Below are 12,919 nucleotides of genomic sequence, written 5' to 3'. Positions count from 1 at the left end.
GATGGGGGCCTTTCCTGCGGCATCATGCATGCTTTTGCATGGCAGCCAAAGGAAGCCCCATGAACCTGCCTCCCCGCCAACAGCAGATACTGGAACTGGTACGCGAACGCGGCTATGTCAGCATCGAGGAAATGGCCCAGCTGTTCGTCGTGACACCGCAGACCATCCGCCGCGACATCAACCAGCTGGCCGAGGTCAACCTGCTGCGCCGTTACCACGGTGGCGCCGCTTACGACTCGAGCATCGAGAACACGGCCTACGCCATGCGTGCCGACCAGATGCGTGACGAAAAACAACGCATCGCCGAAGCCATCGCCGCCCAGATCCCCGACCACGCCTCGCTGTTCATCAACATCGGCACCACTACCGAATCCATCGCCCGCGCCCTGCTCAACCACAGCCACCTGAAGATCATCACCAACAACCTGCACGTGGCCTCGATCCTCAGCGGCAAAGACGACTTCGATGTACTGCTGGCCGGTGGCAATGTGCGTCGCGACGGCGGCGTGGTGGGTCAGGCGAGTATCGATTTCATCACCCAGTTCAAGGTCGACTTCGCCCTGGTCGGCATCAGCGGCATCGACGAAGACGGCAGCCTGCTCGACTTCGACTACCAAGAGGTTCGCGTCAGCCAGGCGATCATCGCCAACGCCCGGCAGGTCATTCTGGCCGCCGACTCGAGCAAATTCGGCCGCAATGCCATGGTTCGTCTGGGCCCGATCAGCCTGATCGATTGCCTGGTCACCGACCAACCGCCCGTCCCCGCCCTGCTGCAACTGCTGCAGCAACACAAGATCCGCCTCGAAATCGTCTGATCCTACGCGCGCTCCTACTGCAGAGAGCGCGTATCCGTGTAGCAGCGGCGCAAGCCGCGTCGGCGGTCGTCCGGCATGGCTAACCGCGCCCGGTCTCTTCCTCTCCCAGAACCCCACCCAGCAACGCTTGCGACCTGGCGCGCACGCGCTCGATGTTCACATTTCTTCGCTTTCGCCTGCACCGATCAACAAATTCAATCATCTTCAACTGGCTAACCCCTACGTATTGGGCTAGTATTTTCGGAATTGAACATCGATGTTCGAATTCAAAGCACTCATTCGAACGCTCCTTGATAAACGCAGGAGGCTGCCATGCCCCATTCGACCTTGCCCCGCCAACCGTTGGCTGAAATCTACGACGTCGCCGTGATCGGTGGTGGTATCAATGGTGTGGGGATCGCCGCCGACGCTGCCGGGCGTAGGCTCTCCGTCTTTCTCTGCGAGAAGGACGACCTTGCCAGCCACACCTCGTCGGCCAGCAGCAAGCTGATCCACGGTGGCCTGCGTTATCTGGAACACCATGAATTCCGCCTGGTGCGCGAAGCGCTGGCCGAACGCGAAGTGCTGCTGGCCAAGGCCCCGCACATCGTCAAGCCGATGCGTTTCGTGCTGCCGCACCGGCCTCATCTGCGTCCTGCGTGGATGATCCGTGCCGGCCTGTTCCTTTACGACAACCTGGGCAAGCGAGAAAAACTGCCCGGCTCGCGCAGCCTGCGTTTCGGTGCCGACAGTGCACTGAAGCCAGAGATTACCCGTGGCTTCGAATACTCCGACTGCTGGGTGGACGACGCCCGCCTGGTGGTATTGAACGCCATGGCCGCGCGGGAAAAAGGCGCGCACATCCACACCCGCACTCGTTGTGTCGACGCGAAGCGTGTGGACGGTATCTGGCAGGTCAATCTGCAGCGCGAAGACGGCAGCACCTTCACGTTGAAGGCGCGCGCACTGGTCAACGCAGCGGGCCCATGGGTGGCCAAGTTCATCCGCGACGACTTGCAGTTGCAATCTCAGTACGGCATTCGCCTGATCCAAGGCAGTCACTTGATCGTCCCGCGCCTGTACGAAGGCGAGCAAGCGCACATTCTGCAGAACGAAGACCAGCGCATCGTCTTCACTATTCCGTATCTGGACCGCTTCACCATCCTGGGCACCACCGACCGCGAGTACACCGGCGACCCGTCCAAGGTGGAAATCACCGATGCCGAAACCGACTACATCCTCAAGGTGGTCAACGCGCACTTCAAGAAACAGGTCAGCCGCAGCGACATCGTGCGCACCTATTCCGGTGTTCGCCCGCTGTGCAACGATGAGTCGGACAACCCGTCGGCCATCACCCGCGACTACACCCTGTCACTCAGCGGTGGCCAGGGCGAGGCACCGATCCTGTCGGTGTTCGGCGGCAAGCTGACGACCTATCGCAAGCTGGCGGAATCGGCCATGGCACAACTCAAGCCGTTCTTCGCGCAGATGCGCGGTAGCTGGACGGCGACCAGTGCCCTGCCTGGCGGCGAAGACATGACCACGCCCCAGGCGCTGGCGCAATCCATGCGCGCCAAGGCGCCATGGCTGCCAAGCGGGCTGGCCGAGCGTTGGGCCGTCAGCTATGGCAGCCGCAGCCTGCGCCTGATCGAAGGCGCGCAGTCGCTGGCCGATCTGGGCGAAGAGCTCGGTGCAGGCCTGTATAGCCGCGAAGTCGATTACCTGTACGAGCACGAATGGGCTACGCGCAGCGACGACGTACTGTGGCGCCGCAGCAAGCTGGGCCTGTTCGTCGACGAAGCGGCTGCGGCTCGCCTGGATGCCTACCTGGCTAAAATCGACGCCAGCCGGGCGAATACTCAGGCGGCTTGAACCACGCCAGTATTACCCGTAACGAAAAACGCCCCGTAAGGGGCGTTTTGCATGGCGCGAGGCAGGCTGAGAAGGCTCAGCGCCGTGGACGCTGCCGAGGTCGGTGGTTATCGGCCGGGATCGGCACGGGCTGCGGTGGTGGCGGCACCAGCCCAAGTGCGACAGCCAGATCATGGAGCCAGTTGTACAAGTTTCCGTTCATATCGCCCCCCTTCAGGGAAAAGCCCGAGCGACGGTCATGGTCCGTCGCTTCTGTTCGATCATAGCGCTAAGCGACGTAGGATGCATGCACGCACTTGTGTCGAAAAGTCGCAGTCCTATCAATTGATCATCGGCCTGGCGAGTAATTCATTACGTTATCCAGATTCGCAGCTTTCGGCGCACCCACTGCTCGGCACTGACCAGGGTGATGCCCAACAGCACGCACATCGCACCCAGGATGAAGTTGATGCTCAGTGGCTCGCCCAGCAGCACCACCCCGAACGTCACGCCAAACAACGGGGTCATGAACGAGAACACGGCAAGGTTGGACGCCAGGTAGCGGCGCAGCAGCCAGAACCAGATCAAAAAGCTGGCGAAAGAGACCACAACGCCCTGGAACAACACGCTGGCGACCCCGATTGGCGTGAAGCTCACATGACTGAACTGGCCCGTGGCCAGGGCGATGATCAACAGTCCCACCACGCAGACGATCAACTGGTAGAACAGCGTCAGGGCAACGGGCGCTTCGGACAGCCGCGAGGTGCGCACCACGACCGTGGTCGCGCCCCAGCACAGGCCCGCCATCAAGCCCATGGCATCGCCCAGCAACATACGCCGATCCAAGTGCTGCCAGGAAATCCCGCCGGCAAAGGCGAAGGCGATACCGCTGAACGCCAAGGCAATGCCCAGCCACTGCAAGGGTCGCAGGCGTTCGGTTGGCAACAGAGCATGCAGGCCAAGGGCGGTAAACACCGGCGCGGTGTAGAGAAACACCGACATGTGCGCCGCCGAGGTCAGCTTCAAGCCTTCGGCAATGAACAGGAACTCCAGGCCAAACAACGACCCGGCGACCAGCCCGGCACGCCAGGTGTAGGGCACATGCCCCCAACCACCGCGCCAACAGAGCAGCATCGCCACCAGCACAGCGGAAATACCCGAGCGCATGGCCGCCTGCATCACCGGCGCGATATCGGCGGCGGCCCATTTGATGGTGACCTGCTGGATACCCCAGATCAGGCACAGACCCAGCATGACCTTGAGGGCGAAGCCATCGGTTTGACGACGTTCTGCGCTCATCGGTGAATCGACCACGGCATGACGGTGCTCTCCGCAAGGAAAACACCAGTGTATCAAGCCATTCATCACAAAGCGTTCGCGGCCATCAGTCGCGCTCACGACTTGCGCTTTGCAATACGTGGGAGCGGTCAGCGGCCGCGAAGGGCACACCTCTACATCAGCTCATCCGCATTGAGTCAGACAATCTGCGGTTTACTAGCCACTTCGTCAAAGGTCGCCGGGTCCAGCGCATCGTCCTGGTCGTCGAGCACTTCAAGCCCGTGGTCATTATCCGGAATGCTGCTGTCTATCAGGCTCAACAGGCTGGACCCGCGCAGGGTCAGCTGGAAATTGTGTCCCGTGCCGCCTTCGCTGTCTGGTCGCTGCTCGATGAACCCTCGTTCTAGCAACAGCTTTTCATAGTCACGGGCTTGGGCCGCCAGCTCGTCAATATGAGCAGGCGTGTCACCCTGCGCCGTGGTCGCCTCTGCGTGGTCCTGGGCATAGCGGTGTGCAGCGAAATCCTGGTTGGCGCCATTCTGCACTTCGTGCAACAGACGCTCGATCAACTGCCAGTCGTAAGTGGTCATCCGGAAGAACCTCCAACACATGAGTGAAAGGGCTTGCCAGGCATGGGACCGGGTGCGTGCGAGGGAGTTGCGGGAAGACGGCTTAGCGGGGTGTTTTGGCAGGTCTGGCCTCCAACGGAGGCAGACCCGCCAGGCGGGTGTTACTCGCTGACGGCAGGCTTGCGGCGCTTGAGCGGCGCCATCCCGTCCTGACTCACCAATGCCGGAGTATCGGCCTTGGGACGGTTGACGCTCTTGCGCTTGGTCGGGCCCTTGGCGACGCTTTTCTTGTCGCCCTTCTTGTCCTTGTCGGTCTTTTTCTTCTTCACGCCGACCGCCTTGCCCGACGCCTTGACCTTCTTCGGTCCGCCGTAGGTCCCCTTCACTTCCTTGATCACGCGACGCTCGAAGGTCTGCTTGAGGTAGCGTTCGATGCTGGACATCAGGTTCCAGTCACCGTGGCAGATCAGGGATATCGCTAGGCCTTCGTTGCCGGCACGGCCGGTGCGGCCGATGCGGTGCACATAGTCATCGCCGCTGCGCGGCATGTCGAAGTTGACTACCAAGTCCAGACCGTCCACATCCAGACCACGCGCCGCCACGTCGGTGGCCACAAGGATCTTCACGCCACCCTGCTTGAGGCGGTCGATGGCCAGCTTGCGATCCTTCTGGTCCTTGTCACCGTGCAGCACGAACGCCTTGTATTCCTGTGCCACCAGCCGCCCGTAGATGCGATCGGCCATGGCCCTGGTATTGGTGAAGACGATGGCTTTCTGGTACGTCTCGTTGGCCAGCAGCCAGTTGAGGATCTGCTCTTTATGGACGTTGTGGTCGGCCGTGACGATCTGCTGGCGAGTCCCCTCGGCCAGTTGGCTGACGTTGTTGATCAGCAGGTGCTCCGGGTCTTTCAGTACCTTGCCGATCATCTCGCGCAGACCCGCACCGCCGGTGGTGGCCGAGAACAGCAGGGTCTGTTCGCGCTGGGCGCACTCCTGGCTCAGGCGCGTCACGTCTTCGGAGAAACCCATGTCGAGCATGCGGTCGGCTTCGTCGAGCACCAGCACTTCGACGTTCTTGAGGTCCAGGTTGCCGGCGTTGAGCTGCTCCAGCAGGCGGCCCGGCGTACCGATGAGGATATCCGGCACCTTGCGCAGCATGGCGGCCTGCACCTTGAAGTCTTCGCCGCCGGTGATCAGGCCAGCCTTGATGAAGGTGAACTGGCTGAAGCGCTCCACTTCCTTCAAGGTCTGCTGCGCCAACTCACGGGTCGGCAGCAGGATCACGGCACGGATGTCCACACGGACCTTGGCCGGACCCATCAAGCGGTTGAGGATCGGCAGCACGAATGCCGCGGTCTTGCCGCTGCCGGTTTGCGCCGTCACCCGCAGGTCGCGCCCTTGCAAGGCCAAAGGAATGGCCGCTACCTGCACCGGCGTCGGCTCGACAAATTTCAGCTCGGCGACGGCTTTGAGCAGGCGTTCATGCAGGGCGAATTGGGAAAACACGGGTGTTACCTCGACGGAGTACATAAATTCGACTGCATAGGGTACCGGTTTGCGGACGATTAGCCGAATTTCTTTACCCGTAACTGGGTAAATTGCATGCAAATCTTTCCAGGCGTGGCGATTGCCCTGCGCAATGGGCTTTAATCCCCGCCCCCTTTTCAACTCGGGAGCTGCACGCCCACCCATGAATATCGAATCGCTCTGGCAACAAACTGTCACCTTCATCACGGGCCTCGACGACCAGCCGGTCCTGCAGGCCGGTGTGTCGCTGTTCCTGCTGCTGATCGCCGCCTTCACCCTGGGCCGCCTGGCACGCTTTCTCACCCTGCACGCGGTCAAGCTGCTCAGTCGCCGCCCTTCGCTGCACTGGCTCACCGACTTCCTGCACAACAAGGTCTTCCATCGCCTGGCGCAGATGACGCCGTCGCTGGTGGTGCAGTTCAGCCTGGGCCTGATCCCGGTGCTGAGCGACAACAGCAAGCACGTCATCGGCAACATCGCCCTGGGCTTCACCATCCTGTTCATGGTGCTGGCCCTGGGCGCCCTGCTCAACGCCCTGCTAGACATCTACGCCCGCACCGAACACGCTCGCACCCGCTCGATCAAGGGCTACGTGCAACTGGCGAAGATGATCCTGTACATCTTCGGCGCGATCATCATCGTCGCTACCTTGATCGACCGCTCGCCGTTGCTGCTGCTGTCCGGCCTGGGTGCCATGTCTGCGGTCATTCTTTTGGTCTACAAGGACACCCTGCTGTCGTTCGTGGCCAGTGTGCAGTTGACCAGCAACGACATGCTACGCGTCGGCGACTGGATCGAAATGCCCCAGGTAGGCGCCGACGGCGATGTCGTCGACATCACCCTGCACACGGTGAAGATCCAGAACTTCGACAAGACCATCGTTTCCATTCCCACCTGGCGGCTGATGAGCGAGTCGTTCAAGAACTGGCGCGGCATGCAGCAGTCCGGCGGCCGGCGCATCAAGCGCGCCCTGAACATCGATGCCAGCGGCGTGCGTTTTCTCGACGAACAGGAACAACTGCGCCTGACCCAGGTGCATCTGCTTAGTGGCTACGTCAGCAGCAAGCAGGCCGAACTCAAGGCCTGGAACGCAGCCCAAGGCGAAGTGGCAGAACTGTCCGCCAACCAGCGCCGCATGACCAACTTGGGCACCTTCCGCGCCTACGCCCTGGCGTACCTCAACGCGCACCCCGACATCCAGCCGAACATGACCTGCATGGTCCGACAGATGGAAGCCACCGCCGAAGGCGTACCCCTGGAAATCTACTGCTTCACCCGCACCACGGCCTGGGCCGAGTACGAGCGGATTCAGGGCGATATCTTCGATTACCTGCTGGCCGTGCTGCCGGAGTTCGGGCTAAGCGTGTACCAGAAGCCCAGCGGCGCGGATTTGCGCGGTGGGTTGGTGGCGGTGACTGCCCACAGTTGAATACCAGTCCCTTGTGGGAGCGGTCCGTGGCCGCGAACCAGGCGCTGCGGTATGCCAGGCACTCCGCGGCGCGCCCTTCGCGGCCTTAAGTGGGAACGGGGCGGGCGGCGAGCCCTCTGCCCGCGAAGAAGGCACCTCCCACATGGAGCCATGCTCATTCCTTCAGAAATCAGATATTCCTGGCAAACGCCTGAAGGCGATAGCCTAACCCGTCGCCTTCGCTCCCTCAGCCAGATCCTCGATAACCGCCTTCGCCATTTCCCCCAGATACAACGCCGGCCACAGCAACGCAGCTACCGAATCCCCCTCCACCGCCTCCAGCAGCGCCTGATTCACGCTCGCCTGCAGCATCGCTGCATATTCGAGCGCCGCATCGGCGGGAACATTGGAGTTGACCAGAAATAACGTGTGCGAGCCGTCGCCGCACCGGGCGAACGAAGTGATACCCAAGGTTTTGCAGTTATGCAGAGTAGTCATGGTGTGATGATCCGTATCGAGTGAGGAATCGACACCCTCTGCCGCCAAGCAGGAAGGGTGGCGAATTGCACAAGGTTGGCGGACCGGGATACGAACCGGCACCTCCGAAGAGGTCCCTGCGCAACCCGCCATGACACGACATCGCGGGCATAAAAAACGCCGCGATGGGTGGGGCGGCGCTTTGCGCCGTATCTCTCAGGCCGCCAAGCCTGGGTCACTGAATGTGCAGCGACGGTGGGGAGGTTAGCTTGAAGGGAGGGTGATCGCAACTTGCGGTGCACTGAGGAGCGGTCCGTGGCCGCGAAACAGGCGCTGCGGTGTGCCAGGCACTACGCGGTGCGCCCTTCGCGGCCAATGACCGCTCCTACGGGGTGCCAGTGCCTTTCTGTAGGAGCGGTCCGTGGCCGCGAAGCAGGCGCCGCGGTGTGCCAGGCACTACGCGGTGCGCCCTTCGCGGCCGATGACCGCTCCCACGGGTGGGCTGAGTGGTTGACCAGAAATGGTTTGTGTGAAAAGACGCGGCGCTCGATGAAGTGATACCGATGGGTACCGTGAAGACAACCACACAGCCGAAATCACGCACCCGATCTCATGTTCACGCGCATGCAGCCGACAAAGCTCAAGGCCAGGGTTGTCCGCGCAATCATTTGACGCCCTCCGCCGCTTGCCCCCTGTCCGATCCGCTGCCCAACAGCGCTACCGCATCACTGGCTCTGTGCTCAGTATTCGCCTACTCACGCCTTGGAACCCTTCGCGTCCATGAACCTGAAATTCAGCCATAAAATCCTGATCGCCGGCTGCAGCATCGTCATCCTGGCGTTTGCATTGTTTACGGTCTACAACGACTACCTTCAGCGCAGTTCCATCCAGCAAAACCTCAGTGCGTCGGTCAAGCAATCGGGCGAACTGACGGCAAGCAGCGTCAAGAACTGGCTCAGCGGTCGGATCCTGGTGATCGAGAACCTGCGCCAGAACATTGCCTACCAGGCAGACAAGGCCGACTACGCCGGGTTGCTGGATCAGCCCGTCATCACCAGCAATTTTCAATTCACCTACATGGGTCAGGCAGACGGCACCTTCACCCAACGCCCCGATACTCAGATGCCTGCGGGCTACGATCCGCGCCAACGGCCCTGGTACAAGGCTGCGGTGAGTGCAGATCAGGTCATGCTCACGCCACCCTATCTGGCCTCGGTCGGTGGCCTGGTTGTCACCGTGGCAGCGCCCGTTAAAAGCCAGGGCCGACTGATGGGCGTGGTCGGCGGCGATCTGAGCCTCGATACATTGGTGCAGATCATCAATTCGGTGGATTTTGGCGGTATCGGCCACGCGTTTCTGGTCAGCGGTGACGGCCAGGTGCTGGTGTCGCCGGACAAGGATCAGGTCATGAAAAACCTGAAAGACGTCTACCCCGGCAACACCCCTCGCATCGAGAAGAATCTGCAGGAAGTCATCCTCAATGGCCAGGAACGACTGCTCTCGTTCACGCCGGTCACGGGGCTGCCTTCGGCGGACTGGTACGTGGGTCTGTCGATCGACAAGGACAAGGCCTACGCGCCGCTGCGCCAGTTCCGTACGTCGGCGCTGATCGCCATGATAGTCGCGGTGATCGCCATTGCGCTGCTGCTGACCCTGCTCATCAACGTCTTGATGCGCCCATTGGTCACCATGGGCCGGGCGATGCGGGATATCGCGCAGGGCGAAGGTGACTTGACGCGTCGCCTGGTCGTTGAAAGCCGCGATGAATTCGGCGAACTCGGTACCTCGTTCAATCAGTTCGTCGAGCGTATCCACGCCTCCATCGGCGAAGTGTCCTCGGCCACCCGCGAAGTACATGCGCTGTCGCAACGCGTGATGCACTCTTCCAACCAGTCGATTGCCGGTTCCGACGAGCAAAGCGCTCGCACCGAGAGCGTTGCCGCTGCAATCAACGAGCTGGGCGCCGCGGCCCAGGAGATTGCGCGCAATGCAGCGCAAGCGTCGCGTCAGGCCAGTGATGCCAGCAGTCAAGCCGACGACGGTCGCCAGGTGATGTCGCGTACCATCGAGGCCATAAGCACCTTGTCCGAGAAAATCAGTCTGTCATGCGAGCAGATCGAGACCCTGAATGCCGGTACCGACAACATTGGCCATATCCTCGACGTGATCAAAGGTATTTCCCAGCAGACCAACCTGCTGGCCTTGAACGCGGCAATCGAGGCGGCGCGGGCAGGTGAAGCCGGCCGCGGATTTGCGGTGGTGGCCGATGAAGTTCGAAATCTGGCGCACCGCACCCAGCAGTCTGCCGAAGAAATCCACAAGATGATCACGACGCTTCAGGTGGGTTCGCGCGAGGCGGTGGTGACGATGAACACCAGCCAGGCTTCCAGCCAGGAAAGCATGGCGGTGGCCAATCAGGCCGGTGACCGCTTGAGCATCGTGACCCAGCGCATCGGCGAGATCGACGGCATGAACCAATCGGTGGCTGCGGCGACCGAGGAGCAGACCTCGGTGGTGGAGGCGCTCAATGTGGACATCAGTCAAATCAACATGCTCAACCAGCAGGGCGTGACCAACCTCACCGAGACGCTGCGCAATTGCGACGCCCTTTCCCAACAAGCCAACCGTTTGAAGCAGTTGGTGGACAGCTTCAAAATCTAACTGTTTTGCCGCAGCGGACAATTGGCCGTGCCCGCTGCTCCTTCAGGCCAATGCTTCATGGGATTTGAAGCTGCGGACCTGATTCAACCTTCAGACTTGGCCTTGTCCTCTCGTTCAGCGGTCGATTGCTGGGTCTCGTTTTTTTCGTCACCGTCCTTCATCCACGGCTTGGCGCTTTGCTGCGCCTTGTCGATCGTCTCGTTGATCTGCTTGGCGGATTCGCTGAAGGTATCGCGCGCTGCCTCGACCAATTGCGTCTTGGATGTTTCGATGACTTTGTTCGCAGCGGTCTCGGCGGCGTCACAGCCCGCAAGAAGAACGGTCAGCGCGACGACGGCCGGGTAAACGATCAGTCTGGACGGCATGGAAACCTCTATAGGAAATTGGACTGCGCCAGATCATACCGTTGCCCGTTTTGGCCGAAGTAGGGATTCTGAGTCAAGGTGTTTCTTAGTGGAGCTCGTCCGCCCAGCGGGCTTTTGAAGGGACTGGTATGACACCCCCGCAGGACGCCGAAGACTCCATATGGGAGCGGGGTGTGACCGCAAAGAGCACGCCGCAGTGTGTCGGGAACTGCGCGGTGAACCCTTCGCGGCCAATGACCGCTCCTACACTGGACTCACGACTGCTTGGACGCAGGTATCAGAAGCGAAAGGCCTGACGGCCGATCAATAGCCACTCGCCATTCTGTTTCTGCCAGATCTGAAAGTTTTCGATTTCAGTAGGCACGACTTTTCCGCTGTTCACAGCCTGAGCCGAAAAATGATTGCGCACCAAAGCGACATCCCCGGACAGGGTGATCTTCTGGTTGAGCATTTTCAGCTCGTTAAAGGCGCTTTTACCGGTTTCGATGTCGGCGATAAACGCTCGCTTGTCTTGAATGTTGCCACTCGAATGACCATAGGTCAGATTCTCGGCCGTCAGTGCATTGAGTTGCGCAATATCCTTGTGCCACATGGCCTGCGTCAGCCTATCCACGGCAGCGGCGACATCAGTTTCATCGGGGGATGCAGCAGCCACGTAGCCCGTGAACAGGCACAGGAAACCCACTAGTAGTGTCAGCTTTTTCATGCACAGATCCTTTTGTTGTAATTGTAGGATACGAAAAGAAGAAGTCGCAGATGACCGTGCTTGTCCGTCATCATACAACAATCGCGATTCTGCCTGTCGTCTGCGCGAAATTGCAACTATTAGTAAATGACGGTGGCGGATCAGGAATCGACCTGCATTACCGACGAAGTATTCGGTGTCACCGGCGGCAATCCACTGCCCTGATCCTTGCGCTGGAATGGGCATCGCCTACGGCACGCCCGCCCTCCTCTTTCAATACGCCATGGACAGACTCAAGGTCACCTGAGGCACCACGCTGTCGGTCTCTCCATCCGGGCCGCTGAGTTCACGCAGGGTGCCATCGCGGTAGATGGCCAGGGCCTCGGCGCGGGCGCTCCAGCGGGTTTCGCTCCACTGGAAAGGCTGCTCGAGTGCCAGACCTGTGCGGGCGTACAGGCGGTCGCCAGAATCAGGACCATAGAAACCGTTCCAGCCGACCCCGACGGCACTGGGAAAACTCAAGCGTAAGCCTGCATCGCTCAAATCCACACCTGGCTCCAGACTGCCCTGTGTATACAAGCCGCTGTCGCCTTGAGTGCGGCTGGTGACTGCCAGCCCCGGTCGCCAGGCACCAAATCCCGTTTCAGCCTGGTAAGCCATGGTGAAGCTCGCCTCCTGGGTGGTGGCGGCGACATCGTTGGGGCTGGTCTTGACGGTATAGACGAAGCCCAGTCGCAGCCCCTCGCTGGGCGAAACCACCAGGCCCAGCAGGTTGTTGCTTTCGTACCAGCGTCGCGGGCTCACCGTTTCGTCGCTCGACGGGCTATGGAAACCGTTGCTGGTGCTGAACACCAGCCAGGCGTCGGCGCTGCCGTCGGCGGCCTGGTGCAGGTCCAGCGCGAAGCCGGCCTGGGCGTGCAGTGGAATGCGACCCAGGCTGGCCGCGTCATCGTCGTAGTTGCCGCGGGAGAAGTCGCCGTTGCGCGCATCGATGCTCAGTTGCGGGTGAAAGCGACCGGACGTCTCGCCGATGTCGACACTGCCCAGTGCGGCATCTTCGGTTTCGATGGACGGCACGCTGCGCGTTGCAGCCAAGCTGGGTTGCATGACAGCCGCCAGCGCGGCGGCGAGCAGAGTAAGGCGAGGTACGGTGGGCATGCGCGGAAGCTCGGTGAGGAAGGTCGCTGTATAGACTGCGCACGGTTGGGAAAGTACCGACAAACACCGCCCGTTCATGCCCTTTGCGCCATTCGGACTCACCGTTTGTCTGGTCGTTGGTATACCGCATTCAGCTTTACCGTTCGT

General features: G+C 60.9%; 12 protein-coding genes and 1 pseudogene. 5 read left to right on the top strand and 8 right to left on the bottom strand.

Going from position 1 to position 12,919, the window contains the following annotated elements; all coding sequences use genetic code 11:
* The first annotated feature begins 59 nt into the window (after positions 1 to 59).
* Both LT40_RS05540 and glpD read left to right on the top strand, forming a co-directional pair.
* Entirely contained in the window at positions 60 to 815 is a 756-nt protein-coding gene (locus LT40_RS05540) for a DeoR/GlpR family transcriptional regulator (RefSeq protein WP_043187404.1), read from the top strand.
* Positions 816 to 1,127: 312 nt separating this feature from the next.
* The gene (gene glpD / locus LT40_RS05535) at positions 1,128 to 2,666 is read left to right on the top strand and encodes a glycerol-3-phosphate dehydrogenase (protein ID WP_043187401.1); all 1,539 of its coding nucleotides are present in this window, start codon (positions 1,128 to 1,130) and stop codon (positions 2,664 to 2,666) included.
* A gap of 76 nt (positions 2,667 to 2,742) precedes the next feature.
* Here glpD and LT40_RS21940 read toward each other — a convergent pair whose 3' ends face one another.
* The 4 genes from LT40_RS21940 to LT40_RS05520 form a co-directional block, all read right to left on the bottom strand.
* Complete coding sequence (locus tag LT40_RS21940; protein WP_286916280.1) at positions 2,743 to 2,868, bottom strand: PA1414 family protein; 126 nt, start codon at positions 2,866 to 2,868, stop codon at positions 2,743 to 2,745.
* A 149-nt stretch (positions 2,869 to 3,017) separates the two neighbouring features.
* Positions 3,018 to 3,944 carry a DMT family transporter gene (locus tag LT40_RS05530; RefSeq protein WP_043187399.1) on the bottom strand — a complete coding sequence of 309 codons (927 nt, stop codon included), beginning with the start codon at positions 3,942 to 3,944 and terminating at the stop codon, positions 3,018 to 3,020.
* A gap of 176 nt (positions 3,945 to 4,120) precedes the next feature.
* Positions 4,121 to 4,513 carry a hypothetical protein gene (locus LT40_RS05525; protein ID WP_043187397.1) on the bottom strand — a complete coding sequence of 131 codons (393 nt, stop codon included), beginning with the start codon at positions 4,511 to 4,513 and terminating at the stop codon, positions 4,121 to 4,123.
* A 140-nt stretch (positions 4,514 to 4,653) separates the two neighbouring features.
* Positions 4,654 to 5,997 (bottom strand): DEAD/DEAH box helicase, encoded by a 1,344-nt coding sequence (locus LT40_RS05520; RefSeq protein ID WP_043187392.1) that lies wholly within the window; start codon positions 5,995 to 5,997, stop codon positions 4,654 to 4,656.
* Between the two features lie 184 nt (positions 5,998 to 6,181).
* Between LT40_RS05520 and LT40_RS05515 the strand changes: the two genes are divergently transcribed.
* A complete protein-coding gene (locus LT40_RS05515) occupies positions 6,182 to 7,447 on the top strand; it encodes a mechanosensitive ion channel family protein (RefSeq protein ID WP_043187390.1) in 1,266 nt (421 codons plus the stop codon).
* Positions 7,448 to 7,651: 204 nt separating this feature from the next.
* Here LT40_RS05515 and LT40_RS05510 read toward each other — a convergent pair whose 3' ends face one another.
* Positions 7,652 to 7,924 (bottom strand): DUF3077 domain-containing protein, encoded by a 273-nt coding sequence (locus LT40_RS05510; RefSeq protein ID WP_043187386.1) that lies wholly within the window; start codon positions 7,922 to 7,924, stop codon positions 7,652 to 7,654.
* A 759-nt stretch (positions 7,925 to 8,683) separates the two neighbouring features.
* Between LT40_RS05510 and LT40_RS21965 the strand changes: the two are divergent.
* Positions 8,684 to 9,709, top strand: a pseudogene (locus LT40_RS21965) (HAMP domain-containing protein); the annotation flags it as partial.
* A gap of 69 nt (positions 9,710 to 9,778) precedes the next feature.
* Complete coding sequence (locus tag LT40_RS21960) at positions 9,779 to 10,564, top strand: methyl-accepting chemotaxis protein (protein WP_410904121.1); 786 nt, start codon at positions 9,779 to 9,781, stop codon at positions 10,562 to 10,564.
* 83 nt (positions 10,565 to 10,647) lie between these two features.
* Here the strand turns inward: LT40_RS21960 and LT40_RS05500 are convergent, their stop codons facing one another.
* The 3 genes from LT40_RS05500 to LT40_RS05490 all read right to left on the bottom strand — a co-directional run bounded on the left by LT40_RS05500 (position 10,648) and on the right by LT40_RS05490 (position 12,772).
* Positions 10,648 to 10,929, bottom strand: coding sequence for a hypothetical protein (locus LT40_RS05500; RefSeq protein ID WP_043187381.1), 282 nt, complete (start codon positions 10,927 to 10,929; stop codon positions 10,648 to 10,650).
* A gap of 277 nt (positions 10,930 to 11,206) precedes the next feature.
* Positions 11,207 to 11,635, bottom strand: coding sequence for a nuclear transport factor 2 family protein (locus LT40_RS05495; RefSeq protein WP_043187379.1), 429 nt, complete (start codon positions 11,633 to 11,635; stop codon positions 11,207 to 11,209).
* A 252-nt stretch (positions 11,636 to 11,887) separates the two neighbouring features.
* Entirely contained in the window at positions 11,888 to 12,772 is an 885-nt protein-coding gene (locus tag LT40_RS05490; protein WP_043187375.1) for a hypothetical protein, read from the bottom strand.
* Between the last annotated feature and the right edge of the window lie 147 nt (positions 12,773 to 12,919).

Origin of the sequence: Pseudomonas rhizosphaerae (genome assembly GCF_000761155.1) — a bacterium.
Classification (GTDB): domain Bacteria; phylum Pseudomonadota; class Gammaproteobacteria; order Pseudomonadales; family Pseudomonadaceae; genus Aquipseudomonas; species Aquipseudomonas rhizosphaerae.
This window is presented reverse-complemented; position numbering and strand designations above follow the sequence as displayed.